This window comes from Cellulosimicrobium sp. ES-005, assembly GCF_040448685.1.
GTDB lineage: Bacteria > Actinomycetota > Actinomycetes > Actinomycetales > Cellulomonadaceae > Cellulosimicrobium > Cellulosimicrobium cellulans_G.
Window position 1 is genome coordinate 3,722,600 of sequence record NZ_CP159290.1, and the last position, 25,334, is coordinate 3,747,933.

General features: G+C 73.1%; 25 protein-coding genes. 9 read left to right on the forward strand and 16 right to left on the reverse strand.

All coding sequences use genetic code 11. The features are described 5' to 3' along the window. Nucleotides 1-67: 67 nt before the first annotated feature. The 3 genes from ABRQ22_RS16620 to ABRQ22_RS16630 all read right to left on the reverse strand — a co-directional run bounded on the left by ABRQ22_RS16620 (nucleotide 68) and on the right by ABRQ22_RS16630 (nucleotide 3,639). Complete coding sequence (locus tag ABRQ22_RS16620; protein ID WP_353707516.1) at nucleotides 68-1,531, reverse strand: M15 family metallopeptidase; 1,464 nt, start codon at nucleotides 1,529-1,531, stop codon at nucleotides 68-70. Nucleotides 1,532-1,888: 357 nt separating this feature from the next. After that, nucleotides 1,889-3,190 (reverse strand): threonine/serine exporter family protein, encoded by a 1,302-nt coding sequence (locus ABRQ22_RS16625; RefSeq protein WP_353707517.1) that lies wholly within the window; start codon nucleotides 3,188-3,190, stop codon nucleotides 1,889-1,891. A 32-nt stretch (nucleotides 3,191-3,222) separates the two neighbouring features. Next, nucleotides 3,223-3,639: a hypothetical protein gene (locus ABRQ22_RS16630; protein WP_353707518.1), complete on the reverse strand. Its 417-nt coding sequence runs from the start codon at nucleotides 3,637-3,639 to the stop codon at nucleotides 3,223-3,225. An 85-nt stretch (nucleotides 3,640-3,724) separates the two neighbouring features. Here ABRQ22_RS16630 and ABRQ22_RS16635 point away from each other — a divergent pair, with 85 nt between their 5' ends. Next, the gene (locus ABRQ22_RS16635) at nucleotides 3,725-5,380 is read left to right on the forward strand and encodes a mechanosensitive ion channel domain-containing protein (protein ID WP_353707519.1); all 1,656 of its coding nucleotides are present in this window, start codon (nucleotides 3,725-3,727) and stop codon (nucleotides 5,378-5,380) included. 45 nt (nucleotides 5,381-5,425) lie between these two features. Here ABRQ22_RS16635 and ABRQ22_RS16640 read toward each other — a convergent pair whose 3' ends face one another. From ABRQ22_RS16640 to ABRQ22_RS16660, 5 genes are all read right to left on the reverse strand, one after another. Then, a complete protein-coding gene (locus ABRQ22_RS16640) occupies nucleotides 5,426-6,193 on the reverse strand; it encodes a 5'/3'-nucleotidase SurE (protein ID WP_353707520.1) in 768 nt (255 codons plus the stop codon). Nucleotides 6,194-6,271: 78 nt separating this feature from the next. After that, nucleotides 6,272-7,282 (reverse strand): PfkB family carbohydrate kinase, encoded by a 1,011-nt coding sequence (locus ABRQ22_RS16645; protein WP_353707521.1) that lies wholly within the window; start codon nucleotides 7,280-7,282, stop codon nucleotides 6,272-6,274. Between the two features lie 9 nt (nucleotides 7,283-7,291). Then, entirely contained in the window at nucleotides 7,292-8,155 is an 864-nt protein-coding gene (locus tag ABRQ22_RS16650; RefSeq protein ID WP_353707522.1) for a glycerophosphodiester phosphodiesterase family protein, read from the reverse strand. Nucleotides 8,156-8,246: 91 nt separating this feature from the next. Then, nucleotides 8,247-8,810, reverse strand: a complete 564-nt coding sequence (locus ABRQ22_RS16655) for a TIGR03086 family metal-binding protein (RefSeq protein ID WP_353707523.1) — start codon at nucleotides 8,808-8,810, stop codon at nucleotides 8,247-8,249. Between the two features lie 140 nt (nucleotides 8,811-8,950). Next, nucleotides 8,951-10,009 carry a 2,3-butanediol dehydrogenase gene (locus tag ABRQ22_RS16660; protein WP_353707524.1) on the reverse strand — a complete coding sequence of 353 codons (1,059 nt, stop codon included), beginning with the start codon at nucleotides 10,007-10,009 and terminating at the stop codon, nucleotides 8,951-8,953. A gap of 307 nt (nucleotides 10,010-10,316) precedes the next feature. Between ABRQ22_RS16660 and ABRQ22_RS16665 the strand changes: the two genes are divergently transcribed. Continuing rightward, nucleotides 10,317-11,462, forward strand: coding sequence for a VanZ family protein (locus ABRQ22_RS16665; protein WP_353707525.1), 1,146 nt, complete (start codon nucleotides 10,317-10,319; stop codon nucleotides 11,460-11,462). Here ABRQ22_RS16665 and ABRQ22_RS16670 read toward each other — a convergent pair. Then, complete coding sequence (locus tag ABRQ22_RS16670) at nucleotides 11,449-11,631, reverse strand: hypothetical protein (protein ID WP_353707526.1); 183 nt, start codon at nucleotides 11,629-11,631, stop codon at nucleotides 11,449-11,451. The two genes, ABRQ22_RS16665 and ABRQ22_RS16670, sit on opposite strands and share 14 nt — an antisense overlap. A 211-nt stretch (nucleotides 11,632-11,842) precedes the next feature. Between ABRQ22_RS16670 and ABRQ22_RS16675 the strand changes: the two genes are divergently transcribed. Next, nucleotides 11,843-13,453, forward strand: a complete 1,611-nt coding sequence (locus ABRQ22_RS16675) for a class I SAM-dependent methyltransferase (protein ID WP_353707527.1) — start codon at nucleotides 11,843-11,845, stop codon at nucleotides 13,451-13,453. Between the two features lie 159 nt (nucleotides 13,454-13,612). Further along, nucleotides 13,613-14,209, forward strand: a complete 597-nt coding sequence (locus ABRQ22_RS16680) for an ASCH domain-containing protein (protein WP_353707528.1) — start codon at nucleotides 13,613-13,615, stop codon at nucleotides 14,207-14,209. A 43-nt stretch (nucleotides 14,210-14,252) separates the two neighbouring features. On the opposite strand, the gene ABRQ22_RS16685 is transcribed toward ABRQ22_RS16680, so the two are convergent. Continuing rightward, a complete protein-coding gene (locus ABRQ22_RS16685; RefSeq protein ID WP_353707529.1) occupies nucleotides 14,253-14,879 on the reverse strand; it encodes a pyridoxamine 5'-phosphate oxidase family protein in 627 nt (208 codons plus the stop codon). A 48-nt stretch (nucleotides 14,880-14,927) separates the two neighbouring features. Here ABRQ22_RS16685 and ABRQ22_RS16690 point away from each other — a divergent pair, with 48 nt between their 5' ends. Next, nucleotides 14,928-15,542, forward strand: a complete 615-nt coding sequence (locus ABRQ22_RS16690) for a DinB family protein (RefSeq protein ID WP_353707530.1) — start codon at nucleotides 14,928-14,930, stop codon at nucleotides 15,540-15,542. Nucleotides 15,543-15,646: 104 nt separating this feature from the next. On the opposite strand, the gene rlmC is transcribed toward ABRQ22_RS16690, so the two are convergent. Then, nucleotides 15,647-16,771 (reverse strand): 23S rRNA (uracil(747)-C(5))-methyltransferase RlmC, encoded by a 1,125-nt coding sequence (rlmC, locus tag ABRQ22_RS16695; protein ID WP_353707531.1) that lies wholly within the window; start codon nucleotides 16,769-16,771, stop codon nucleotides 15,647-15,649. Nucleotides 16,772-16,969: 198 nt separating this feature from the next. Between rlmC and ABRQ22_RS16700 the strand changes: the two genes are divergently transcribed. Next, nucleotides 16,970-18,619, forward strand: coding sequence for a beta-1,3-glucanase family protein (locus ABRQ22_RS16700; protein WP_353707532.1), 1,650 nt, complete (start codon nucleotides 16,970-16,972; stop codon nucleotides 18,617-18,619). 171 nt (nucleotides 18,620-18,790) lie between these two features. Here ABRQ22_RS16700 and ABRQ22_RS16705 read toward each other — a convergent pair whose 3' ends face one another. Continuing rightward, the gene (locus tag ABRQ22_RS16705) at nucleotides 18,791-19,078 is read right to left on the reverse strand and encodes a DUF4287 domain-containing protein (protein ID WP_353707533.1); all 288 of its coding nucleotides are present in this window, start codon (nucleotides 19,076-19,078) and stop codon (nucleotides 18,791-18,793) included. A gap of 229 nt (nucleotides 19,079-19,307) precedes the next feature. Then, a complete protein-coding gene (locus tag ABRQ22_RS16710) occupies nucleotides 19,308-19,547 on the reverse strand; it encodes a hypothetical protein (protein WP_353707534.1) in 240 nt (79 codons plus the stop codon). Nucleotides 19,548-19,661: 114 nt separating this feature from the next. Here ABRQ22_RS16710 and ABRQ22_RS16715 point away from each other — a divergent pair, with 114 nt between their 5' ends. The 3 genes from ABRQ22_RS16715 to ABRQ22_RS16725 all read left to right on the forward strand — a co-directional run bounded on the left by ABRQ22_RS16715 (nucleotide 19,662) and on the right by ABRQ22_RS16725 (nucleotide 21,215). Then, nucleotides 19,662-20,012, forward strand: a complete 351-nt coding sequence (locus ABRQ22_RS16715) for a hypothetical protein (RefSeq protein ID WP_253055259.1) — start codon at nucleotides 19,662-19,664, stop codon at nucleotides 20,010-20,012. 242 nt (nucleotides 20,013-20,254) lie between these two features. Further along, entirely contained in the window at nucleotides 20,255-20,497 is a 243-nt protein-coding gene (locus tag ABRQ22_RS16720; RefSeq protein WP_353707535.1) for a hypothetical protein, read from the forward strand. Between the two features lie 271 nt (nucleotides 20,498-20,768). Beyond that, entirely contained in the window at nucleotides 20,769-21,215 is a 447-nt protein-coding gene (locus ABRQ22_RS16725) for a hypothetical protein (RefSeq protein WP_353707536.1), read from the forward strand. Nucleotides 21,216-21,278: 63 nt separating this feature from the next. Here the strand turns inward: ABRQ22_RS16725 and ABRQ22_RS16730 are convergent, their stop codons facing one another. The 3 genes from ABRQ22_RS16730 to ABRQ22_RS16740 all read right to left on the reverse strand — a co-directional run bounded on the left by ABRQ22_RS16730 (nucleotide 21,279) and on the right by ABRQ22_RS16740 (nucleotide 25,053). Further along, on the reverse strand, nucleotides 21,279-21,596 hold the full coding sequence (locus tag ABRQ22_RS16730; protein WP_353707537.1) for a hypothetical protein: 318 nt from the start codon (nucleotides 21,594-21,596) through the stop codon (nucleotides 21,279-21,281). A gap of 181 nt (nucleotides 21,597-21,777) precedes the next feature. After that, nucleotides 21,778-23,505 (reverse strand): hypothetical protein, encoded by a 1,728-nt coding sequence (locus tag ABRQ22_RS16735; RefSeq protein ID WP_353707538.1) that lies wholly within the window; start codon nucleotides 23,503-23,505, stop codon nucleotides 21,778-21,780. An 87-nt stretch (nucleotides 23,506-23,592) separates the two neighbouring features. Next, nucleotides 23,593-25,053, reverse strand: coding sequence for a DEAD/DEAH box helicase (locus ABRQ22_RS16740; protein ID WP_353707539.1), 1,461 nt, complete (start codon nucleotides 25,051-25,053; stop codon nucleotides 23,593-23,595). Nucleotides 25,054-25,334: the final 281 nt, after the last annotated feature.

Here is a 25,334-nt window from a genome sequence, read left to right on the forward strand (position 1 = left end):
ACGGACGACGAGGCCCCGGTCCGCGAGGTCCTCGCGGTGCCGGGGCCGTCGTCGGGGGAGCGGCTCGTCAGGAGAGGTCGCCGTACTCCCAGTGCCAGGGCTCGTTCTTCGAGCCGCCGGCGCGGGCCCACTCGGGGTTGTCCCAGCCGTAGGCCGGCGCGTTGGCGCGCATCCACTCGTACTGCGCGGTGCCGTAGCCCTGGATGCCGCCGCCGAGGTCGAGCGCGAGCGCCCAGCCGTGGTTCGACATGCCCGGGGGCGCGGCGAAGTAGCCGCGCGACGCCTTGACCGCGACCTGCGAGGCGTAGGAGCGGTACGAGTCCGTCACGGAGAGGTTCGCGCCGAACGTCTCGCGGAACTTCTGGTTGAGCGCCTCGATCTGGTGGGCGGCGTCGCAGCGGAGCTGCTCGCCCGGCGCGAACGACAGCTCGCACAGGGCGCTCGCGGGGATCTGCCCGTTGCCGAAGCCCGCCGTGGAGGCGGCCCACTGGTCGAGCTGTGCCGCGATCTCCTCGGCCGACGGCGGACCGGGCACGACCTGCACGGTCACGCCCGAGCCGGCCGCGTCGAGCAGCGTGGAGAGCTCGGCCGTCAGCGCGGCGATCTCCTCGGTGGACCCCGCGGGCGCCGGCGTCTCGGCGGCGTCGGTGGTGGCGTCCGTCGCCGTCCCGGTGGTGAGGTCGGGCGACGCGGTCGCCGCCTCGGAGGCCGCCGCGTCCTCCTCGGGGGACTCGGTCGAGGTGTCAGCGCTCGTCGCGGCGTCGGGTGCCGCCGCGGTCTCCGCCTCGTCCGACGACTCGTCCGACGCCGTGGCCAGGTCCGGCACGGTCGGCTCGAGCGTCGGGAGGGCGGCGAGGTCCTCGAGGGACGTGCGGGCCGAGGATCGGCTCGCACGGTCGGAGCCGCGCTCGGCGAGGTGAGGCACGCTCGATTCGAGGGTGTCGGACGCGGTCAGCAGCGCGTCGCCCTCGGTGTCGACCGCGGCGTTGTCGTCGGCGGACCCGTCGTCGGCGGTGTCGGCTGCCGTGTCGTCGGCGGTCCCTCCCAGCCCGGAGTCGGCGAGCGAGGGCAGGCCGGCGAACGCCGACGAGCCGTCGGTCGGGGAGGCCGCGGTGACGGCCGTGCTGAGCCGGGTGCGCGCGTCCTCGATCTGGGCGATCTGCTCGGGAGTCAGCCCGGCGGCGCCCTCCCCGGTGAGGAACTGTGCCCGCACGAGGGCGTCGCTCGCCGCGTCGACGGTGGCGGGGTCGGCCGCGATCGCGCCCAGGGTCACCGGCGCCGTGCCGGCAGCGGTCGACGTGGTCGGTGCCGCGGACGAGGAGTCGGCGGGCACATCCGCCGACGGCGCACCGCCGTCGGCGAAGGCGGCCGCGGCGGTGCTCGCGGTGAGCGCGACGGCCGCCACGGCGGCACCGGTCCCGAGGGTCCGGCGACGGCCGGGAGCGACGCGGGCAGCGCCCTGCGCGCCGCGGCGCGCGGCGGAGGCGAGGGCTGCGGGGAGCGAGGCCCGGCTCGCGGTGTGGCGGCCCATCTAGCGTGCCTCGCCGGGGGCGGCGGGGCACGCGCCGGTGGTGCTGGACGTGTGCGGTGCGGTCTTCTGGTGCTGGGCAGTGGTCAAGCGAGCGATCCGATCATCGGGTCGTGGTCGCGGGCGGTCGAACGCGGAAGCGCTCCCATCCCTGGTGCACCTGCGCAGGACGGAGCGCTGGGTGACCACGACGGCGTGCGGTCGGGGCGGGACGCGTGCGCCCTCTCACCACGACGCCGGCTGGTCTGGTCGCAGGGTGGACCACGGAGACCGGTCGGCTGTTCCATCTTCAACTAGACGTGCGTCCAGCGGGACCCTCTGACGGGGGGAAGCCTCGGGAATGGGGTGCCGACCGTGTGGTCAGGATGTGAAGAGGGTACGTGTCACCCGTCCCGCGTCCCGCGTGACGGCCGACCCGACGAGCGTGCCGAGGGCGATCCCGAACACGGCGACGACCGCGTTGGCGATCTCCTGTGCCGCCTCCGGGCCGCCGTTCACCAGGTCCGAGAGGCCCAGCAGGCTGAGCGCCCCGGGCACGAGGAGCCAGAACGCCGGGAGGGTCGTGACGGCGGCGGGCGGTCCGTGCGGCGTCCGCTCGACCAGCGCGGCGAGCGGCGCGATGACGAGGGCACCCACGAACCCCGCGAGCGGGGCGGCGGCGAGCGCCCCGGCGAGCTGGGCCGCGTACGCGCCGAGCAGGACGAGCAGCACCCAGGGCAGCGAGCCCCGCGGCGACGACGCGAAGTACATCTGCCCGAGCCCGACGGCGAGGATCCCCACCCACGGCGCCCACCACCCGAGCTGGTCCGCGGCGGGGGCGGCGACGAGCGGGCCCGCGACCGCGGCCCCCGCGACGACGCCGAACACGAGCAGCAGGAGCTGCGCGACCCCGTAGACGAGCCGGCTCGCGCCGGCGACGATCTGGTTGCCCGTCAGCTCGATCGCGGCGACCGTGAGCACCGAGCCGGGCAGGAACGACACGAGGGGCGGCACGAGCACGCTGAGCGGGTCGTCGCCGAGCCAGGGGTGGACGACGTCGACCGCCAGGAGCGTCACGACGAACGCCGCGACGACGGGCAGGGCGGTGGCGAGCGTCGGCCACCGCGTCCCGAGCCAGCGCAGGGCGCCGACGAGGATCCCGAGCGCGAGGTAGACCGGCAGGAGCCGGGCGGTGGGGTTGAGCACGAGGCCGAACCCGACCGTGAGCAGCCCGTGGCCGACGATCGTGAGCACCGCGCCGAAGCGGGGCGGCCGCTCCACGATCGCGCGCAGCTCGGCCCGCGCGTCGGCGAGCGGGACGTCGGTCGTGCGCAGGCGGCGCACGAGGGTGGTGAGCGCCCCGATCTGGTCGAGGTTGAGACCGCTCGCGGCAGCACCCGCGAAGTCGGCGACCGTGCCGCCCGCCGTGCTCACCCGGACGAAGACACCCGTGGGGAGGACGAGCGTGCCCACGGTGGACGTGCCCGAGCGTCGCGCGACGGCCTCCAGGTCGTCCTCGACGTCGGTCACGGAGCGTCCGGAGTCGAGCAGCGCCGTCCCCAGCTCGCGCAGGAGCGGGACGAGGTCGGGGGACACCTCGGGCGGCTCGGGATCGACCGCGGGGGGCGGCTCGTCGCCCAGCGCGCGCAGCACGCGGCGCACGACGGACGGGGCGCGTCGCACGTCGTCGAGCCAGCTCGCCCTGCGCCCGCGGGTCAGGGCGGGTCCTCGGTGCTCGCGGCGACGAGCGCGAGCAGGGCCCGCGCGTACGCGTCGGCGGCGTCCGCCGCGGCGAACGTGCCGAGGTCGTGGAGCACCTCGGTGCGGACGACGTACCCGGCGTCCGACCGTTCGAGCGCGCGGAAGGTGCCCCCGAGGAGCTCCCGGAGCTGCTCCTCGAGCGGGTGCCACAGCGCGTCCTCGAGCGCGACCGAGTCGAGCGCCCACTCGGTCGTCCCGTTGAAGCCGAGCACGACGCCGGTGTCGAACTCGTGCGGCTCGATCGTCATGTCGCTCACGGTGAAGACGTCGCCGTCGCCGCCCGTGGCGAGGAGGCGGAAGCGGTCGCCCGACGCCGGCGACCACCGCACGCCCGCGTCGCGCAGCGCGAGCGCGAGCTCCCACGAGATCATGCCTGCCACGGTAGGCCCGGCCCGCACGCCCCGCACGAGCGACGGCCCGGAGGTGACCGCCGGGCGCCCTGCCTAGCCTGAGGTGATGGACACCGAGCTGGAGAACACGACCGACGTGCTCGTCACCCTGGGCGCGGTCGCGGCGGGAGTCCTTGTCGCGTTCGTCCTGGGGACCGTGATCTCTGCCGTCGTGCGCCGGGCCGGCCGGCGCAGCGAGCTCGCGCGCGACCTCTCGCGGCGGCTGCGCCGACCGGACCGCGCGGTCCTGACCGTCGTCGCGGTGTGGGTGGCAGTCCGTCTGACGACCGACGCTTCGACGCCCTGGCGCCCGGCGGTCGAGCACCTCCTGCTCATCGCGCTCATCCTGGCCGGTGCGTGGTGGGTGGGCGCCATCGCGTTCGTGCTCGAGGACTCCGCGCTGCAGCGCTACCGCATGGACACCGCGGACAACCGGCACGCGCGCCGCGTCCGGACGCAGATCACGGTGCTGCGCCGGCTCACCGTCGCGGTGATCGTCGTGTGCGCGGTCGCGGGCATCCTGCTCACGTTCCCCGCCGCGCGCGCCGCCGGGGCGAGCCTGCTCGCGTCGGCGGGGCTCATCTCGATCGTCGCGGGCCTCGCCGCGCAGACGTCGCTCGCGAACGTGTTCGCGGGCATGCAGATCGCGTTCACCGACGCCATCCGCGTGGACGACGTCGTGGTGCTCGAGGGCGAGTGGGGGCGGATCGAGGAGATCACCATGACGTACGTCGTGGTGCACCTCTGGGACGACCGCCGCCTCATCATGCCGTCCACGTACTTCACGACGACGCCGTTCCAGAACTGGACCCGCCGCGCCGCCGACCTGCTGGGCACGGTCGAGCTCGACCTCGACTTCGAGGTGCCGGTCGGGCCGATGCGGGCCGAGCTGCGGCGTCTCCTCGCGCTCACCGACCTGTGGGACGGGCGCGTCGGCATCCTCCAGGTGACCGACGCTGTCGGGGGCCTCGTGCGGGTCCGCGCCCTCGTCAGCGCGCACGACGCCCCGACGCTGTTCGACCTGCGGTGCTTCGTCCGGGAGGGCCTGGTCGACTGGCTGCAGCGCGCCGCCCCGCAGGGTCTGCCCCGGACCCGGCTCGAGCGCGCCGCGGACGCCGCCGACCTCCTGCCGGGGGAGCCGGGCGAGCCCGCCGCGGCGGACGCCGAGCGGCCCGACGGGACCGGCACGGGCGGCGACGGGGTCCCCGTGGCCCCGGCGCGACCGCCGCGCCTCCCCGCGGAGCGCGGGTCGCGGCGGGCCGACGCGCCCGTGGTCCTCGGGACGATCCGGCGTGCGGGGAAGGGCGCCGGCGCGGCGCCGAGCGAGGACCCGACACGGCTCGTCGGGGTCGTGCCCGGCCCGGCGGGGCGCCCGGACGAGCGGGACGTCGACGCCGGCGCCGGTCACGACCGCGCCGGTCACGACGCCGAGGTGCCGGGCGGGACCCGGCCGCTCCCCGCCGTCGGGCACGACGTGCACGGCGACGCGACGCCCGAGGCCGCGGAGTCCGCCTTCTTCAGCGGGACGCCCGAGGGAGAGGAGCGGTCGCGCGCCTTCGCGGGACCGGGCCAGGACGTCATCGACGAGCGCGAGCGCACGGCCGAGCACGGCGCCGTGCCGGACCACGACGCGCCGGGCGACGCGCCCGACGCGGGGGCGCCGCGCGACCCCGCCGACGACGGGGACGGCGTCCGCGAGGACGACCGCCGACCCGGTACCTGAGGACGGGACCCGGACGCGTCCCCGGCGCGCCCGACGGCGAGCGGATCAGGTCAGGCCGGGGACCTCGACCGTCACGTCGGCGTACGGCGCGACGAGGAGAGTCGCGGTCGCCCACCCGCGCGTGAGCAGGCCGGTGTCGGAGTCGGGCTCGGAGTGCCGCTCCGTGCCGGAGTACTGGAGCACCAGGTGCCGGTCGCCGTCCTCGTGGATGTTCGCCTGGACGAGCCCGAACGTCGCGAGCGGCGCCTGGCGCAGACCGCGCAGCCGGTCCGGCGGGACGTCGGGGACGTTGACGTTGAGCGTGCGGCGGTCGAGCGGGACGTCCCGCGACGCGGCGTCGTCCATCCACGCGAGCACGTGGTCGGTGACGAGGCGCGCGGTGTCCCAGTGCTGCGGCTCCGCCGCGTCGACCGAGACGGCGAGCGACCGGATCCCGTGCGTCATCGCGGACAGCGCCGCGCCGACCGTCCCGGAGTGCAGGATCGCGTTGCCGGTGTTGGCGCCCTTGTTCGCCCCCGAGAGCAGGAGGTCCGGCCGGGGTCCGAACCCGCCGTAGGCGGCGACGAAGGCGATGAGCGCGGGGGCGGCGCGGACGGCGTAGGAGGTCACGTCGTCGGGCAGGCCCGGCGCGCGGCGCGGCTCGACGGCGAGCCGCCCGTCGCGCTCGGCGCCGAGCAGGGACGCGCTGGCGCCCGACGACTCGCGGGCGGGGGCCGCGACGACGACCTCGTAGCCGGCGTCGAGCGCCGCCCCGGCGAGGACCGCCAGGCCGGGGGAGTCGATCCCGTCGTCGTTGGTCACGAGGGCGCGCACGGTGGTTCTCCTCTGTCGTCGGGGTCGGGGTCGGGGTCGGGGGGGTGGGGGTGGGGGTAGCCGGCCCGGCGGCCGGGTTCAGGTGCGGGCCTCGCGCACCGTGATGCGGCGCGCGAGGCGCTCGATCTGGTCGCGCCGGCCCGTGCCGAGCCCGCGCCGCGTGACGTTGAGCGCGCCCGCCGCGGCGCCCAGGCGCACGGCGTCCGGGAGCTCGAGGCCGCGGCCCAGCCCGACGGCGATGCCCGCCGTCATGGAGTCGCCCGCGCCGCGGTGGTCGACGGTCGTGATGCGCGGCGTGCGCACGGTGTACGTGTGCTCGCGCGTCACGAGCAGCGAGGGGTCGTGCGCGCGCGACACGACGACCGCGCGCGGCCCGGCGTCGACCATGCCGCGCGCGGCGGCGAGCAGGGCCGCCTCGGTGTCGTCGTCGGCGAACCCGCCGTCGACCATCTCCTCGTGGCTGATCTTGAGCACCGCGCCGGGCGCGTCGGCCACGGCGCGCGCCTGCTCCCCGGAGAGGTCGGCGACCACCTGGCGCTCCGAGGCGTGCAGGTCGCGCGCGAGCCGCCCGAAGAACGACGCCGGGACCCCGATCGCGGTCTCCGACCCGGTGAGGATGGTCACCGCCGCGTCGAGACCGGACACGAGGACGGTGCCGTAGAGGTCGTCGACCTCGTGCCGGTTGAGCGGGAACGGGTCCATCGTCACGACCTCCTCCCGGTGGCCGCTGCGCCGGTCGTGGACGTACGCGCCGTTGCCGCCGGTCGTCGTCGCGCGCAGGTCGAGGTGCTCGGCGCGCGCGAGGTGCGCCGCGACCGTGCCCGTCTCCCCGCCGAACGGGCCGCAGACCACGACCTGCGCACCGAGCGAGTACGCCATGCGCGCGAGCCACAGCCCCTGGCCGCCGGGGTGGACGTGCACCTCGGGCGAGGTCTCGTACGGCCCGGCGGGCTCGATCTCCACCGTGAGCAGCGGCGTCAGCGCGAGCACGCACACCGCCGGGGCGCGCGCGGGTCCCGGGCCGGACGGGTCGGACGGGTCGGGCGGGGTGGGGAGCGGACCGGGCGAGGGCGTCGGGGTGGCGCTCATCCGTCCACGCTAGGGGCGCGGCGGCCGGTTCACCCGCCGAGGATCCTCGAACCGCGCGTCGAGCCAGCCGGCGAGCCGGTCCGGCCGGTCCGTCATGATGCCGTCGACGCCCTGCGCGAGGAGGTCGTCCCACTCGTCCGTCGTGTTCGCGGTCCAGGCGTGCACGCGCAGCCCCGCGCCGCGGAGCGTGTCCACGAGGCCCGGCTCGTGTGCGAGGAGCGCGACCTCCGGGTTGCAGGCCACGACCCCCAGGTCCGCGCACACGCTGACGAGCTCGGCGAGGCTGTCGGGGTGCAGCGCGAGCAGGAGCGCGCGGTCGAGGTGACCGGCGGCGTCGCGCAGCGCGGCGACCGTGGGGGGCCAGAACGACTGGACGAGCACCCGGTCCGCGAGCCCGGCGTCGTCGACCTGCTTGGTCACGAGCAGGACGTCCTCGACCGACCAGACGCCCTTGAGCTCGACGAGGAGCCCGACACCCGGGTGCGCGACGGCGAACCGCGCGACCTCCGCGAACGTCGGGACGCGCTGGCCCGCGTACGCGCGCGAGAACGACGAGCCGGCGTCGAGCGCGCGCACCTCGGCGAGCGTGAGCCCGTCCACGCGGCCGGTCCCGTCCGTCGTCTCGTCCACGACGTCGTCGTGCAGCACGACGACCTGCCGGTCGGCCGTGAGGTGCACGTCGAGCTCGATCGCGTCGGCGCCCGCGCGCACCGCGGCCTCGAACGCCGCGAGCGTGTTCTGCGGCGCGACGGACGAGTTGCCGCGGTGCCCGACGACGAGGGGACGGCCCCCGCGGTCGGCCGCGGCCCGGAGCAGGGGCGGCGCGTGCGTCGTGCGCTGGTCCGGGGTGCGACCCGGAGCGGTGGGTGGCATGGGGTCAGTCTCGCGCGCGACCCGCGCGCCCGTCCTGCCGGGGCCGCCTCCGGGCAGACCGTTCCGCGAACGTTCACCCGGCGTGCGACCGTCAGCGGCGGCGGCCCGTGAGCGCGAGGAGGTGCGTGAGGTCGTCGGCGCCGTCGTCGACGTCGAGCGGGCCGCGGAACAGCGGGCCCGGCTCGAGGAACGTCGAGCGCGACTCCGCGTAGTGCAGCGCCCACGCGACCAGCGCGGGCTCGCCCGTCTCGTCCGCCCCGACGGCGCGGGCCAGGTCCCAGGCGTGCACCACGAGGTCGAACGTCATCTGGGCGCAGTACTCCGCGCCCGACTCGTCGCCGTAGGACAGGTGCACGCGGCGGTCCAGGGCGTCGGGAGCGAGGAACGCCTCGCGGGCCTGGACGGACGCGTCGACCCACCGGTCCACCGGGTCGTCGCCGAGCACGTCGCCCTCGAAGACGGTGCCCACGTCCTCGATCCAGCGCCCGGCGAGCAGCTCCGGGGCCCAGAGCTGCTCGGCGGTGAGGTGGTTGACGAGGTCGCGCACCGTCCAGTCGGCGTCCGGGGTGGGCAGCGCCCACTGGTCGTCGCGCAGCGGGCGGACGAGGGCGTCGAACGCGCCGATCGCGTCGCCGTGGGCGGCGAGGACGTCCATGCGGCACCTCCCGGAGGCCTCGTGAGCCTCCACCGTGGCACGCCGGGCGGCGCGCCGCAGGTCGAGCGCGGCGCGTCGACGAGCACGGGTCGAGCGCGGCCCGCGGCCCCCGGGGACGGGGAGGGCCGCGGGCCGCCGTCTCACACCGACACGACGATCTTCACGTGGTCGTCCTTGTGGTCGATGAGCTCGCGGTACCCCTTCTCCACGACGTCCTCGACGGCGATGCGGCTCGTGACGAACGGGGCGAGGTCGACCTTGCCCTCCTGCACGAGCCGGATGACCGCCGGGTGGTCGTCGGCGTACCCGATGGCGCCCTTGATCGTGAGCTCGCGCAGCAGCACCGTCATGACGTCGAGCGTCGGCGGCGCGGAGAACAGCGCCACGATCTGGAGCGTGCCGCCCGCCTTGAGCGCGTGGGTCAGGGTGTCGAGCACCGGCTGCGCGCCCGAGCACTCGATCGCGACGTCCGCGCCGCGGCCGTCGGTGATCTCGAGCACGCGCGCGGCGACGTCGACCTCGCGCGGGTCGAGCACGACGTCGGCCACGCCCGTCTCCAGCGCCTTGGCCTTGCGGGCCCCGCTCACCTCCGTGACGATCGTCCGCGCCCCGATCGCGTGCAGCACGGCGCACGTCAGCAGGCCGATCGGCCCCGCCCCGCCCACGAGGACGGTGTCGCCCGCCTGAGCCCCGGACAGCCGCACGCCGTGGTACGCGACGGCCAGCGGCTCGATCAGCGCGGCCTGGTCCAGCGGGACGTCGCCCACCGGGTGCACCCACCGGCGCTCGACGACGATGTGCTCGGACAGCCCGCCGCCGCGGCCGGAGATCCCGATGAACCCCATCTTCACGCACGCGTTGTACAGGCCGTCGCGGCACGGCGGGCACTCGCCGCACACCATGAACGGCTCGACCACCACGGCATCCCCGACCGCGAGCCCGTCGACGCCCTCGCCGAGCTCCTCCACGACCCCGGAGAACTCGTGGCCGAACACGACGGGCAGCGTCTCGCCCGACAGCGGGTGCGGCTCGGTCTCCGACGGCGCGGGCGGGAAGGGGCCCTCGAGGTACAGGTGCAGGTCGGACCCGCAGATGCCCGTCCACGCGGGCCGGATCTTCACGGTGCCCGGCCTGGTCTCGGGCTCCGGGACGTCCTCGATCCGGAGGTCTTCCTTGCCGTGGTACCGCGCCGCCTTCATCGTCCTCACCTCGTCCGTCGGGCCGCGCGCACCGGTCGGTGCGCGGCGGGCGGTCCCCGGACCGGTCCTCGGTGAGCCCTCGGCGGGCCGTGGCGACCGACCGCACCTCCACGCTAGGCCGCGGTCCGGCCCGCACGCCGCGCCGAAGGTCCTCGGGGACGAGGCCGGTCGTCGTCGGCGCTCGTCCGGGAGGCGGGCAGCGGGCGCCGGAGGGCAGCGCCGCGGGCGCCGCCGCGATACTGGAGCCCGTGACCACGACCCGCACCCGCGCACGCCGACCCGCCCCTCAGCACGGCGGGAGCCGCGCGTGATCGACAGGTGGACGTGGCCGGCGTACGTCGGCGTCATCGGCGGCGCGCTGGTCTTCGCGGCGGTCCTCGTGCCCGCCCTCGCGTGGCAGTCGCGCCGGTACGGCGGCCTGAGCGGCCGGCGCCTGGTCGGGGCCGCGGCCGTCGCCGTGTACGGGGTGGCGCTCGTCGCGTACACGCTCCTGCCGCTGCCCGCCGGCGACCTCGCCGCGTGGTGCGCCCGGTACGGCGTCGCAGGGGCGGAGCTCGTGCCGTTCCACTCCCTGGCCGACATCCGGCGCGACACCGCCGGCCTCGGCGCCGGCGCGACCCTGCGGAGCGCGGCCGTGCTCCAGGTCGTGTTCAACGTCGTCCTCTTCGTCCCGTGGGGGCTGCTCGTACGGCGCTACCTGGGGCGCGGCGTCGTCGTCGCGACGCTCTCCGGGCTGGCCGCGTCGCTGCTCGTCGAGACCACGCAGTACACGGGGATCTTCGGGCTCATCCCGTGCTCGTACCGCGTCGCCGACGTCGACGACGTCCTGACCAACACGCTCGGCGCGTTGCTCGGGGCGCTCGCAGCGCCGCTCGTGCTGCGGTGGATGCCGCGCGCCGCGGAGCTCGAGGCGCGCCGGGACGAGGCGCGACCCGTGACGGTGTGGCGCCGCTGGCTGGGGATGCTGCTCGACGCGCTGCTCGTCACCGCGCTCGGGGTGGTGCTCCAGGTGGGCTACCGCACGGTGCTCCTCCTGCTCGGGCGTCCGCTGCCCGACGGGACGGACTGGCCGCAGTGGCTGCTCGGCACGCTCGTCCCGTTCGCGCTCGTGTTCGTCGTGCCGACGTTCCTCGGCAGCGGCGCGTCCTGGGGGCAGCGGACCGTGTGGCTCGCGCCGCGCTGGGCGGGCCGGCCCGGCACGACGGCGCAGCGCGTCGCCCGCGCGGCGGCCGGGGGCGCGCTGTGGGGGGCGCTGGGCCTGCTCGCCGACCTGCCGACGGGCGTCCCGGCGGCGCTCGCGGTGGTGGGCGACGTGGCCGCGCCGGTCGCGTGGCTGTTCGCCGTGGTGTCGGTCGCCGCGGTCCCGTTCACGCGCGGACGGCGCGGGCTCTCCGGGGCGGTGACCGGGGCGGAGGTCGTCGACGCGCGGGAGGCAGCGCTCAGTCGTGCGTGAGGAGCCCGACGGTCAGGGCGATCGCGCCCCAGATCACGAGTCCGCCGCCGACGGCGATCGCCATCCCGTTCGCCCCGGTCGACCCGGCTCGGCGCGCGCCGCGGGCGGCCGTCGCGGCGATCGCGAGGCCGGACACGACGAGCACAGCCCCTGCCACGATCCAGAACATCGCGAACACCGTCCCATACGTCCCCTGTGCTCCGCATCGTGGACGTGCGTCCAGGCCAGCCGGATCGGGGAGCGCTCAGGGGCGGGCGCCCCGGCGACCAGCGGGTTTCCCCGCTGGGCGGCCTTCACGGAGAGCGAACACGCGGTCGCCGAGGGGGACCGAGCGGTGAGACGGGTTGCGTCGAGGGGGTGACGCCCCGCACGGTGTGCGCGTGCACCCTCCTGCGTCCCCGCCGGTCCGTCGCGTCCTCTTCCCGGGGCGTCACCACGTCGTCACGCGCTACCAGATCGACTACCTCCGGGCGCTGCGCGCCGGGCTCGTGCGCGACCTCGACGGGCACCGCGTGCGGTGCGCGCCCGACGTCGAGGTGGTCTGGGTCGTCACGTCCGCGAACCACGCGGGCACGCGCCGCAACCCGCTGCCGGGCCACCGGCGGGAGGCGCTCGTCGAGAACGTGACGACCCGGGAGGGGCTCCGGTCCGTCGTCGTGCCGGTGCCCGACGTCGCGCCGGACGACCGGTTCGCGCACCTCGTCGTCACGAGCGTCGCCACGGCGACGGGTGTCGCGCCCGACCCCGCCGACACCGTCGTCGCGTGCTCGACGCCCGCGCTCGTCGACGCGTACCGCGCGCTCGGCTACCGCGTCGCGGGCGTGGAGCTCGACGCCGCCGAGCCGGGCGGTGAGCTGCCCGCCCGCCCGTGGGACGTCGTCGAGCAGATCGCCGCGGGCGACGAGCGCTGGCGCGACGTCGCGCACCCGGCCGTCCCGGAGTTCTACGCGCGCTACCGGTTCGTGGAGGACGTGCGGCGGATCTTCGCCGACCCCGTCGTCTCGGGCGACGGCGACCTCACCTCGACGCGCGACTACCGCACGTACGCCGCCGCGTTCGAGGACGCGTCCGCGCGCAAGTGGGCCCAGGTGGCGCCGCACGTGCGGCCCGGGCGGATCGTCGACATCGGCTGCGCGACCGGCGGCCTCCTGGAGCACGTCGCGCGCGAGCCGCGCCTGCACGAGTCCGACCTGTTCGGGGTCGACGTCGCGCGGCACCTCGTGGCCGAGGCCGAGCACAAGAAGGCCCAGGGCGCGTTCGCGAACCCGCACGTGTGGTTCGTGCAGGCCAACATCCTCGACCGGTCCGTGATGCCCGACGCGACCGTCGACACGACCCTGACGATCGCCCTCACGCACGAGGTCTCGTCGTACGGGGACGGCGTGCGCGACGTCGAGACGTTCGCGCGCCGCGTCCACGCCCACACCCGGCCCGGCGGGGTGTGGATCAACTCCGACGTGTGCGGCCCGGCCGAGCCGGACCGCGTCGTCGTGCTCACCCTGCGGACCGACGACGGCGCAGCCGCCACCGGGGACGGGCCGGGCGGGGCGCGGGCCGACCTCGACGGCCTCGCGCGCGCGGACGTCGCCGCGTGGGTCGGCGCGCTGTCCACCGACGCGCGCCTGGTCCAGTTCGCGCACGACTTCCCGCGCCTGTCCGGCGCCGCGTTCGCGCCCGAGCGCCTGGCGCCGGGGTCGTGGCGGCTCACGCTGCGCCAGGCGATGGAGTTCCTGACCCGCAAGGACTACGTCGACAACTGGCTGTCCGAGTGCCACGAGCGGTTCTGCGACCTCAGCGGCCCGCGGTGGGCCGACCTGCTCGCCGACGCCGGCTTCGAGCTCGAGCCGGGCAGCGGCGCGTGGCGCAACGAGTGGGTCGTCCAGCACGCCCTCGCGCCCGTCGCCGCGCTGCACGACGCCGCGACCGGCGAGCCCGTCGACTGGCCCGACACCCACGTCCTCACCGTCGCCCGCCGCCCCGAGCTCGCCTGACCCGGCCCCGGGCCCGACCCCGCCGAGGGAGAGCCCTGGTGCGCCCAGGTAGAGCCCTGGTCACGCGAGGTAGAGCCCTGGTCACGCGAGGTAGAGCCCTGGTCATGACCAGGGCTCTACCTCGGGAGATCGGGGCGGCGGCGTCGTACGCTCGGAGACGTGCTCCTCGACGCCCGCACGCTGCGCGGCCTCCAGGACGGGACGGTGACGCTCGCGTTCCGCCGCTGGACGACGCCGCGCGTGAAGGTGGGGACGCTCCAGCGGACGCGGATCGGGGTCGTCGAGGTGACGTCCGTCGAGCGCGTCGCGGTCGGGCCGGACGGCGCACCGCTCGTGTCCGACGACGAGGCGCGCCTCGCGGGGATGGCCTCACCGGAGCGCGTGCTCGCCCGGGGAGCCGCGCGCGAGGGCGACCTCTACCGTGTGGGCATCCGCCTGGCGGGTCCCGACCCGCGCGTCGCGCTGCGCGAGGACGCCGACCTGGACGCGGCCGCCGTCGAGCAGATCCGCGCGGCGCTGGACCGCAAGGACCGCGCCGCCGCCGCGCCGTGGACCCGGCAGTACCTCGAGCTGGTCGCGGCGAACGAGGGCGTCGTCGCGCGCGAGCTCGCCGCCGGCCTCGGGATGGCGCGCGACGACTTCAAGGTACGCGTGCGCCGGCTCAAGGAGCTCGGCCTCACCGAGAGCCTGGACGTCGGCTACCGTCTCTCCCCGCGCGGCCGGGCCTACCTCGACGCGACCTCGACCGGCTCCTGACGAGCCGGTGGGCCGTCAGCCTCTGTCGCGCCGTCGCGCGACGTCAGGTGGCGGACGCCTCGACCGGTCGGCGAGGGGTCGCGCTCGACGGCGACGACGGGCCGACAGGTTCGGCGGGCTCGCCGATCGCGGGGAGGCCGTCGATGCTCGTCGAGTTCTTGGTGACCCGGTAGTCGTCGAGCTGCTCGGGCGTCTTGCGACCCGCCCAGCGGTCGAGCAGGTCGCGGTCCTCGACGAGCTCGAGGTGCGGGACGGAGAACCCGCACGAGTCGGAGACGCGCGTGACGTCCACGACGACGACGCCGCGCTGCCCGGCGGTCTCCGTCTTGGCGAAGTGCCCGCGCAGCGCGTCGAACTCCGCGCTCCCGGCCTCGACGTACCGTCCGGTGCCGTGGAACCGGACGATGGTGGGCGGCCCGGAGAACGCGCAGAACATCACGACGATGCGCCCGTTCTCCCGCAGGTGCGCGGGAGCCTCCGCGCCCGACCCGGTGTAGTCGAGGTAGGCGACGCGGTGCGGCGAGAGCACGGCGAACGTGCCCGCCATGCCCTTGGGCGAGACGTTGACGTGGCCGTCCGCCGCGAGCGGGGCGGTCCCGACGAAGAACACCGGCTGCGCGAGGACGAACGCCGCCAGCCGGTCGGTGATCTCTGCGTGCACGGTGCCCATGGGGCGAGTCTGGCACCGGCGTGGGAGGGCGTCGGTAACGTCCGGTGGATGAGCACGAGGACAGCACCAGACCACGACCCCAAGGCGACGCTGCTGCGGTACCTCGGCCGGGAGCGGGACGCGCTGCTGGCCAAGGCGGAGGGGCTGAGCGAGTACGACGTCCGCCGTCCGCTCACGCGCACCGGCACGAACGTCCTGGGACTCGTGAAGCACGTGGGCAGCGTGCAGCTCGGCTATCTCCACGAGGCGTTCGGCGGCACGCACGACCTGGAGCTGCCCTGGTTCGCCGACGACGCGGAGGTGAACGCCGACATGTGGGCCACGGCGGACGAGAGCCGGGAGGAGATCCTGGAGCTCTTCCGCCGGTCGTCGGAGCTGTGCGACGCGACCGTGGCGTCGCTCGACCTCGACGCGCCCGGGCACGTGCCGTGGTGGCGCCCCGAGAACCGCGACGTCACGCTCCACCAGGTGCTCGTGCACGTGCTCGCGGAGGTGGCGCACCACGCCGGCCACGCGGACATCGTGCGGGAGCTCGTCGACGGCGCTGCGGGGGACGGCCGGGGCAACCTGCCCGCGCTCGACGAGGCCGAGTGGGCGGCCTACCGGGAGCGGCTGGAGGCGTCCGCCGTCGAGGCTGCGCGGCGCGCGGGCGAGCGCCCCTGACCGCGAGATCGGCCCGCCCGTCGCCAGATCGACCTCCGGAGGGTCGATCTCGGACGCTCGGGTCGATCTCGGCGCCGGGGTGAACGGCAGCCGTACGAGCGCGGTCAGCCGCGCTCGAGCAGGACCGCGACCTCGTAGTGCGACGTCTGCGGGAACATGTCGAGCACCCGGGCGGCGCGCGGGCGCAGGGACGGCATGCGCGCGAGGTCGCGCGCGAGCGACGTCGCGTTGCAGCTCGAGTAGACGACGTGCCCGACGCCGGACTCCTCGAGCCACGTGCTGAGCGTCTCCCCGATCCCGCGACGTGGCGGGTTGACGACGACGAGGTCGGGCGCGACGTGCCGCGACAGCGCGAACGCCGTCGCGTCCTGGGCGAGGAACGTCGTGCGGTCGAGGCCCGCGTCGTGCGCGGTGAGCCGCGCGCTCGCGACGGCCTCGGCGCTCGTCTCGACGCCGACGACGTCCCGGTCCGGACCGGCGACGTGCAGCGCGAACCCGCCCACCCCGCAGTAGAGGTCCCAGACCGTGGCGGGCGCGGCGTCGTCGACCCACTCGCGGCCCTGGCGGTAGAGCGCGGCGGCGACGTCGGTGTTGGTCTGGAAGAAGCTCTGCGGGCGCAGGTGCAGGTCGATCCCGTTGACGCGCATGCGCAGCGTCTCGGCGTCCGTGAGGAGGATCTCCGTCTCGCCCTCGACCACGGCCTTGTGCTCCGGGTGCAGGTTCACCGAGACGACGCGCAGCGACGGCAGCGCGTCGAGCAGGCTCGGCAGGTGCTTGCGGACCCGGGGGAGCGACTCGGTGGACCGCAGGACGAACCGCGCCATGAGGTCGCCGTCGGGGGACAGCGTCACCAGCACGTACTTGAGCTCGCCGCGACGGGCGCGCACGTCGTAGGGGACGAGCCGCGCGCGGGTCACGAAGTCCGCGAACGCCGGGAACGACGCCTGGAGCGCGGCCGGGTAGAGCGGGCAGTCGGTGAGGTCGACGCCGCCGCCCTCGCCGAGGATGCCGAGCACCGGGGCGTCCGTGGTGCCGGTGACGACCATCTTCGCCTTGTTGCGGAAGCCCGACTCCGCCGACTCGACCGTGGGCAGCCAGGTCAGGTCGGGCGCGAGCGGCGCGAGGAGGTCGGCGCAGTGCTCCTGCTTGCCGGTGAGCTGCGCCGGGTAGGCGAGCTCGAGGAGGCTGCACGAGCGGCACCGGCCAGCGTCGTAGTGGTGGCACTGCACTCGTTCGAGTCTAGGTGCTGGGCGGGCCCGGGTGCGGTGGGGGCCGTGCGGCGACGTCGTGGGAGCGCTCCCTGGCGCGTCGGCGTGCCGTCCGCTACGGTCGTGGCAGCGCTCCCACACCTCGTGCGGCAGTGCCGTCGCCGGGCCGTCCGGCGAGTGCGGTTTCGACGGAGCAACCGAACAAGGAGCAGACCTGGCATGAGTCTCGACAGGCGGAGAAGAAGCAGACGAGCGTGGGCCGCCCTGTGCGCGGCGGTCCTCGCGGTGAGCGGGGCGGTCGTCGGTGCGGCGGCCCCCGCGAGCGCGGTCCCGGCGACCATCCCGCTCACGATCACCAACGACTCGGGCAAGGGGCCGATCTACCTGTACGTCCTCGGCGAGCGCGACGGCGTCGCCGGCTGGGCCGACGCGGGCGGCACGTTCCACCCGTGGCCCGGCGGGGTGGGGCCCGTGCCCGTCCCGGCGCCCGACGCGTCGATCGCGGGCCCCGGCCCCGGCCAGTCCGTGACGATCCGGCTCCCGAAGCTGTCCGGGCGCGTCTACTACTCGTACGGCCAGAAGATGACGTTCCAGATCGTGCTCGACGGGCGGCTCGTCCAGCCAGCGGTCCAGAACGACTCCGACCCCAACCGGAACATCCTCTTCAACTGGACCGAGTACACGCTCAACGACGGCGGGCTGTGGATCAACAGCACGCAGGTGGACCACTGGTCCGCGCCGTACCAGGTGGGCGTCCAGCGCGCCGACGGGCAGGTCCTCAGCACGGGCATGCTCACGCCGAACGGCTACGAGGCGTTCTACACGGCCCTCGAGAGCGCGGGGTGGGGCGGCCTCGTGCAGCGCGCCCCTGACGGGAGCCGCCTGCGCGCGCTCAACCCGTCGCACGGGATCGACGTCGGCAAGATCTCCTCGGCGTCGATCGACTCGTACGTCACCGAGGTGTGGAACTCCTACCGCACGCGCGACATGGTCGTCACGCCGTTCTCCCACGAGCCCGGCACGCAGTTCCGCGGCCGGGTCGACGGCGACTGGTTCCGCTTCAGGAACGCGTCCGGGCAGGAGGTCGCGGCCTTTACGAAGCCCGACGCGTCGAGCGTGTACGGGTGCCACAAGGACCTCCAGGCGCCCAACGACCACGTCGTCGGGCCGATCGCCCGCACCCTGTGCGCGGCGCTCATCCGCACCACGGCGCTGACGAACCCGAACCAGCCCGACGCGAGCGACGCCGGCTTCTACCAGGACGCGCGCACCAACGTCTACGCCAAGCTCGCGCACCAGCAGATGGCGAACGGCCGGGCGTACGCCTTCGCGTTCGACGACGTCGGCGCGCACGAGTCGCTCGTCCACGACGGCAACCCTCAGGCTGCCTTCATCAAGCTGGACCCGTTCACGGGCGCCGCGACGCCCATCGGCGACGACGGTGGCGGCACCGAGCAGCCGAACCCCGGCGGCGGCCTGCCGACCGGCACCGGGACGATCCGCGCCGGCGCCGCGCTGTGCCTCGACGTGCCGTGGGCCGACCCGACCGACACCAACCAGGTCCAGCTCGCGACGTGCAGCGGCAACACGGCGCAGCAGTGGACGCGCGGGTCCGACGGGACCGTGCGCGCGCTGGGCAAGTGCCTCGACGTCGCCCGCAGCGGGACCGCGGACGGCACCGTCGTGTGGATCTACACGTGCAACGGCACGGGCGCCCAGCAGTGGGTCTACGACGCCGGCACCCAGGCCCTGCGCAACCCGCAGTCCGGCAAGTGCCTCGACGCCCAGGGCGGGGCGCCGCTCCACGACGGCCAGAAGGTCCAGCTCTGGACCTGCAACCAGACCGAGGCCCAGCGCTGGTCGTTCTGACGCCGCCCGGTCCCTGACCTGGCAGCACGCCCGGTGCCCGACGCCGCCCGCTCGCGGGACGTCGTCGGGCACCCGGGGCTTCGTCGAGTGTGCACCGGGGCCGGCGACGGGCGACCCCGAGGTCTCCCTGCCCGCGGTGCGCGGGGCGACCCGGGCGGTGTCCGCGGTGCGTCAGGCGGGCTTGGTCGCCTTGCCGTCGAGCCACAGGGTGTCGGACTCGTCGCGGTGCGTGCCGTCGGACCCCACGTGCTTCGACGAGATCCGCGGGCCCTTGGTGATGACGTGCACGATCGCCATGCCGTGGCCCCGACCGAGCCCGTAGTCGTCCTTCAGCCACTCGAGGATCGGCGTCGCCTTCGTGGACTCGTCGAACCCGCGCTCGTGCGCCAGGTCGACGAGCTGGCGCGGGGTGAGGCCGGTCTTGTCCTCGACCGCGTCGAGATAGGCCTGGAAGGACATGCGTGCTCCTCGTCGTCGGGGGCGGGCCGCTCGACCCGCCGGTGAACCTACCGACGGCGGGGGCGCCGTCCCGGCTGCGGCACGCGGTCGTCGGCGGGGCGTCCCTCGCCGCCGGGGCGCGGTCGCGCGCGGCGGCGCTCGGCATCGACGTGCTCGCCTACTACGGCGCGGTCGAGCTCTCGTTCGTCGCATACGACCCCGACGGGTCGGGGCTGCGTCACACCCGGACTCATCGGTCCGGTCGCGGCGTCCTCCGCGCCGGGCGGGCCGGCCGGGTACCCGACCGCAGCACGTCCGTCACCGCGTTCTCGACGAGCACAGGCACGAAGTCGCGCACGTGCGCGGTCTGGTAGCGCCCGAGCTCCGCGAGCACCTGGTCGCGGACGTCGTCCACCGGCACCTCCGGGAAGCGCGCACTGATCCGCTCGACCACGACGTCGATCTCGCGGTCCTCGTCCTCCATCGCCACGACCCGACGTTCCGGCCCTACGGTGCGGGGCACAACCAACAGCGGATGAACACGAGGCGCACGCGCCGCGCCGCCCGCATGCGGTCCTCGGATCCCGGTACGCTCGGGCAACCGATGTGGACGATCCTCGTGCTGTGCGCGTTCCTCGCACTCCTGGCCGCCGCGGTGTGGCCGGCGGTGCGGCGCCGTGGTGCCCCGGGTCGTCGGTTCCGTGCCGTCCTCGCAGCCACGACCGCGACGCTCGTCCTGGGCCTGATGCTCGTGACCGTGGCGCCTCGCGACGTCACCGACGACGGACAGCGGTACACGTGCATCGAGGAGCCGCTCGGCGGGCTGAACCCGCTGTCGTCCGACGCGACCGACGCGTGCGTCCAGGCGAGCTGGACGACGATCGCCGTCGTGCTGCTCGGGTGCGCGGCACTGGTGGCAGCGGAGCACGTCGTGGTCCGCCGTCGTGCACGCTGACCGCGGTCGCTCGCCCGCGGGGCGGCGCGCGCGGAGAGTGGGCCCCGTGGGGTTCGAACCCACAACCTACGGATTAAAGGGTAGCAAGCGCCTGTCCTGCGATGTCCGGTTCCACGCAACGTAACACCGCGGGTGAATATCGGGGTGTCTCATCGAGGGTGCTTGACAGTGAGCACGTAAGAGGGGGATAACAGGGGGACAGGCAAACGGCACCCGCCCAGCCACCTACGCAGGGAGCAGTCATGGACCTCTCGCCCTCCTCATCAGCCCTCCGCACCAACCCCGCCGGCAACCTCGGGGTGCTCGTGTTCGGCACAGCCCCGATCGTGGAGCACTACGAGGACGGGTCACCCGTCCTGCCCATTCCGGTGGGCGCGACGCCCGACGACCTCGCCCTCGCACAGGCCGACGGCTGGAACCTCCTCGGCATCGTCGCCGCGGGCTCGCCTGCCGGCCTGGTCGACATGTACGTCCTGAGCCGCTGACGCAGCTCACCAAGACCGCCTAGTCCACCGACACCAGGAAGGGGAACGGCCGTGGACCACACGCACCAGCACCCGTCATCATCACCACCACGCTGACGCGGGCCACACGCGGCCCGCCCGCCCGTGCTGGCAGGCTCCCTAGCAACCGCCGGCACAACGTCACCCCGCACCCACGGTCACCACCGCAGGGGCGGGGTGACTTCCGTTCGGCCCGGGTGAAGTGATGTCCCAGGTGGTGACGCTTGCAGAGCAGCCGCCCTACGGTCAGAGCATGCGGTTCAGGGTCCGCGCGTCACTTGCGCTCGTCGTTCTAGTCACTGCTGCCTGCGGGGCCGGTGACGACGGCACGCGACAGGCGGAAGACGCCTGCGCCCTAGCTGCGGCCGACTTGGCCATGGCGGACGATCCGGAGGACATCACCCCGGCCCAAGTTGCTGAAGACAAGAGCAACGCCGACCGGGCGCGGGCGCTGGCTGCTAGTGCCGCGAAGCGCAATCCAGGCTTCAGGGAGCTCTCCCTCGCCGCAAGCGAGGCCGCCAGGTGGTACGAAGACTTGCAGGATCGGCTCGCCGTGAACCTTGCTCCCATGGAGTTTGGGCAGGCCCCGAGGTACCTACCTCTCGCAGATCGGCAGCCGGACACGCTCGAAGGGTTCGACCTCGATGCTCGGAGCCTGGAAGGGCTCGACGCGGAATGTCAGATCGTCACTGCTGAGTAGCCGGCCCCAAGACAGCGAACGAAGCCCCACACCGCATTGGTGTGGGGCTTCGTGTGTGCGCCTCTAGTGCGCGTGCTGGCGGCGGTCCTCCCACCGGTCCAGGGGTGCGCCCAAGGCGCGCACCAGAAGGGCGTACGGGATGCCTGCGACGGGCCACAACAGGCAGGCGAGCAGCGCGGACCACGCAAGCGCTCCGGCGAACTGGCCGACGTTCTCCAGGCCAACCATCTCGGAAGAGAGCTGCCACACCAGGACCGTGACGAACCCTGCGAGGCCGCCCCACCACCACGCGCGCCGGCTACGGCGCCGGTCCGCGGCAACATCGGCCCGGATACGCGCCACCGCCGCTTCGTCCAGATCACTGTGCTCAACCGCATCCATGCCCACCACCGTCCCACCGACCACCCACGGCGGGAAGGGTGAAACCGTGCCGTCCACACCGAACACTCGGCGAGGGGTGGGGGCCTCTTTTCCCATCTCGGGTTGACCGGCCCCTTGTTAAATCCGCGACTCCACTAAGGGGTGGTACTGTCGCCGCGGCAATTTGCTTGCAGCTAGCCGGTTATGATTCAACCGTTGAGAACGCCCGGTGCTCCTCGATGCCGTAGAGGGACCATGGTGTCGGTGCCCAGGATTCGGGAGGCGCGCCCTCCGGACCGAGTTGGGCGGCGCGCCACCCAGCGTCGCCGCCCGCAACAAAGGTGATCGTGCGACCGTCGAAATCGTCGTTCTGGATCGCATCGAGTAGCTCAGACCCGTCCTTCACGGTGACAGACGGGGAACAGACCCCAACAGGACCGAGGCGGACAGTAAGGCCGGCGATTTCCAGCGCGAAATCAGGCCGCCTTGAGTAAATCGCGTGGGGCCGATCCACAAGCTCGCGAAGCTCTGAAACTGCCGCCGGATCCGTTGAGTCGCCATCGACCTTTGTGTTGAAGTTCATTTGGGCAGGAAGGAAAACGCACTGCCCGTCGAGGATTCTGCAAGCCGCGCGCGCGAGCACGCGGTCCATCGGTGTTATCTCCAGGGGAATGATCCTCCTGGTGCCGATGTGATCGAGCAGTTGTTGAAAGTCCCGCGTAAACTCGCGCAGTATTTCGAGGTCGCTGTCTCGCAGTGCTTTGGTCGGCGCGACATCACCGACAGCGACCAGATTCCCATCCACGCTGATGTCAATTCGGTGGGCGCGGGTCAACAGGTCATGGTTCAGTGCAAGCGAGTCCCGGGCGTCGCGGACATCGAGCCGATGCACCGAGACGTCGATGTCACAACTACCTGCCGCGCCCTGCTTGCTCGGTAGCATCCAGTTCATCGTTAGCCCTTGGTAGTAGAGCGCCTTGACCGTGGCCCCTTCGGTGCCCTTGCCCGCGCCCAATACCTGCCCCTGGTGCGATCCCAGTGACGCTCCTTCCGAGTCAAAGAGCTCTATCTCAAGCGGCCGATCGAACGATCCTTGCGCGACGGGTTCGAAGAGCAAGTCGCCGGATCGCGGACCCCACTGGAACGATGGACCGGTTGACTTCTGAGAAACGATCGACTCGCGTGGAATCAACACAGATTCCAACGACCCAAACCTTACGAAGCGGTCGAACGTCGCCTTGATTTCTGGTGTGAACCGCCCGGCGTCAAACACGACTTCCAATCCTAGTGGCGACTTTTCTGCGGCCTTTGGATGCTTCGCGCGTGGCATAATCCAAGTTTCTTCGCCGGTGGCGAATATGTCTACGGCCCAATCTGGGTCGAGATTGCTTGCGCGATGTGCAAGCGCTTGGGCGCGCTCGACAACCTCTTCGGAGTTTCGCGCCTCAGCTACCTCAATATTGCGGCCCTCAATTTGATCGAGAATATCTTCACGATCCAGATAAGCCACGATGTCAGGGTACTTGGATAGAAGGAGTTCGAGCTTGGGAAGATCAAGTATTTGGATTCGGGGCGCACTTAAGCCGTCGGGTGCTTCAAGCTTCTCTACCCAGTCGCGCTCGGGAGGTGTGAGCTGTGACGGGACCACAAGAACCCAGTACCGCGGCTGGTGAGTCGTGACCGCCTTTTCGAATGAGTCTTTAGTCCAGTGCTTCCGACTCTTTGTGCTCGACTTGAATCCGTCGAGGTAGTGCTTGAACTGATATACGATCTTGTGACGTGGCATCTTAGCGAGAAAGTCCACACCGCCGTCGCCCCCTCGTCCGTCCGGTGCGAACGTCACCTTGGCCTTCTCGTGCTTCCGTTCCAGCAGAAGGCACAGAGTTCGCTCGAAGGTGGGACGGTCTGTCTTCGCCCAGTCGAATGCCATGGCGACGAGGATAGCCACTGGCAGGGTTACATCAGCACAGACCCCCTAACTTCACCCCCTACAACGACCCCCTACACCCCTACATGCTCAACCCCACACGCCCATCACCTCGTGCATGAGGATGCGGTCCTGCTCCTCAGCCCACCAATCCCGCCCGCACCGCTCCTCCCGAGGCGCACCAGCCAGCACCTGCGACGCCACCGCCTCACGCCCAGCCACCACCCCAGCCTTCCGCCGAGCATCCGGCACGTCCGGCAGAACCGTGTGATGCAGCACCCACGCAAACGACGAACCCAACCTCCGGATACGCCCCTCCCGCTGCACCTCACGCGCAGGATTCCAAGAAGAATCCAACGACACCAAGACCCCACACGTCTGAAGATTCAGCCCACGCTCCAACACCGACGACCCCACCAAAACCCGCGGCCCCACCGGATCACGAAACGCAGCCACCGCGCTTGCACGCCCCGCGCGATCCACGCCACCATCCACTCGAACAAACGACACACCCACCGAACGCAGACGTTCACACACCACATTCAACACATCCTGAAATTCCGAATACACAATCACCTTCGGAGTCTGGTGATAGTCAGCAGTCGTAACGAGACGTATGAACTCATTCGCTGTCGCGGAGCTGCCTGCGACGTACCGGGCGGCCTTGGCTCGCTTCTGGTGGCCGTGGAGTCCGGGCATGGTGGCGTACCGGTCGTGCTGCTTCTGCTGGGGTGGGGTGAGCGGCACGAATGTGGTCTTGCGAACCAGGGTCGGGAGCGAAAGGCCGATGTCCTCGGCGGTGCGGCGGAGCGTCACGCCTCTGAGGTACTCGCGTAGGCGCGTCTCGGCGCCGGGGAGGAATCCGACGGCGCGGGGTGGCATGGGATCACCGAGGATGTTCGTCCCGGTGGGTGCCCATTCGACGAACTCGCGGTCGAACGTCTCCTGATCCCAGAGGTTGGGTGTGCCGACGGCGGCGAGGGCGGCCCATGTCTCGGGGGGCACGGTCTCGACGGGGGTGGCTGTGAGGCCGATGCACCGGTGGGCGCGGGCTGACAGGGTGCGGACGGCTTCCCAGTTCGTCTTGCCACCCTTCACAGCCATGATTTCGTCCAGCACCAGGATGTGGGGTCGCCAGTGCGACACGAGAGCGGTGTCGAGGCGGGTGCGGAGCGTGTCGTAGGAGATGACGACGACGTGCAGGTTGGCGGCGAGGGCCGCCCACTCCTGGGTGGCCTTCTTGGATGGGTTGGTGGACCACGCGCGGTGGGTGGATGCGTCGATGGTGAGGTTGGGCAGGAGGCGCCGCAGCTCGTCGAGAGTCTGGTTGATGAGCGAGGCGTCGGTGACCCAAACGACGGCCGGGCCGTCGGGTCGGCCCGGTGCCGAGAACGTGCCGTGGTGGGAGGCGCGCTCGATGACGAGCGCAGCCTGGATGGTCTTTCCTAGGCCGACCTCGTCGGCCAGGATCGCGCGGGGGTGGGTGTCGAGGAAGTCGGCACCCGCGACCTGGTGCGGGTGGGGGACGACGCCGAACGTCTGGTTGGTCATGGGTTCCTTACGGGTGTGTGGGCACGCGCGTGCCGCGTGCCGCCGACCATGTAGTGGCGTCGCGTGGGCGCGACGCTGTAGGCCGTGACGGTGGGTGGTGGGGGAGCGGCGGCTCCGCCGGCCGCTCTGATTCCCGTGACGGGATGGGTCGAGGTAGCGGCTTCGCCGCTTGACCCGGGACGGTGATGGGTGGCCCCAAGACACACCCATCACCTTGTGGTCCGCGACCGGTCCCGGAGATGACCCCCAGAATTGGGGGTCTATCTAACATGTAGTTCTAC

Coding starts and splice junctions, on each gene's coding strand:
- ABRQ22_RS16645 (WP_353707521.1), bottom strand. CDS start 7,282: ATGAGCGCCACCCCGACGCCCTCGCCCGGTCCGCTCCCCACCCCGCCC.
- ABRQ22_RS16650 (WP_353707522.1), bottom strand. CDS start 8,155: ATGCCACCCACCGCTCCGGGTCGCACCCCGGACCAGCGCACGACGCAC.
- ABRQ22_RS16655 (WP_353707523.1), bottom strand. CDS start 8,810: ATGGACGTCCTCGCCGCCCACGGCGACGCGATCGGCGCGTTCGACGCC.
- ABRQ22_RS16740 (WP_353707539.1), bottom strand. CDS start 25,053: ATGACCAACCAGACGTTCGGCGTCGTCCCCCACCCGCACCAGGTCGCG.
- ABRQ22_RS16705 (WP_353707533.1), bottom strand. CDS start 19,078: ATGTCCTTCCAGGCCTATCTCGACGCGGTCGAGGACAAGACCGGCCTC.
- ABRQ22_RS16620 (WP_353707516.1), bottom strand. CDS start 1,531: ATGGGCCGCCACACCGCGAGCCGGGCCTCGCTCCCCGCAGCCCTCGCC.
- ABRQ22_RS16725 (WP_353707536.1), top strand. CDS start 20,769: ATGCGGTTCAGGGTCCGCGCGTCACTTGCGCTCGTCGTTCTAGTCACT.
- ABRQ22_RS16690 (WP_353707530.1), top strand. CDS start 14,928: ATGAGCACGAGGACAGCACCAGACCACGACCCCAAGGCGACGCTGCTG.
- ABRQ22_RS16630 (WP_353707518.1), bottom strand. CDS start 3,639: ATGATCTCGTGGGAGCTCGCGCTCGCGCTGCGCGACGCGGGCGTGCGG.
- ABRQ22_RS16670 (WP_353707526.1), bottom strand. CDS start 11,631: ATGTTCTGGATCGTGGCAGGGGCTGTGCTCGTCGTGTCCGGCCTCGCG.
- ABRQ22_RS16660 (WP_353707524.1), bottom strand. CDS start 10,009: ATGAAGGCGGCGCGGTACCACGGCAAGGAAGACCTCCGGATCGAGGAC.
- ABRQ22_RS16635 (WP_353707519.1), top strand. CDS start 3,725: ATGGACACCGAGCTGGAGAACACGACCGACGTGCTCGTCACCCTGGGC.
- ABRQ22_RS16685 (WP_353707529.1), bottom strand. CDS start 14,879: ATGGGCACCGTGCACGCAGAGATCACCGACCGGCTGGCGGCGTTCGTC.
- ABRQ22_RS16735 (WP_353707538.1), bottom strand. CDS start 23,505: ATGGCATTCGACTGGGCGAAGACAGACCGTCCCACCTTCGAGCGAACT.
- ABRQ22_RS16730 (WP_353707537.1), bottom strand. CDS start 21,596: ATGGATGCGGTTGAGCACAGTGATCTGGACGAAGCGGCGGTGGCGCGT.
- ABRQ22_RS16715 (WP_253055259.1), top strand. CDS start 19,662: ATGTGGACGATCCTCGTGCTGTGCGCGTTCCTCGCACTCCTGGCCGCC.
- ABRQ22_RS16720 (WP_353707535.1), top strand. CDS start 20,255: ATGGACCTCTCGCCCTCCTCATCAGCCCTCCGCACCAACCCCGCCGGC.
- ABRQ22_RS16700 (WP_353707532.1), top strand. CDS start 16,970: ATGAGTCTCGACAGGCGGAGAAGAAGCAGACGAGCGTGGGCCGCCCTG.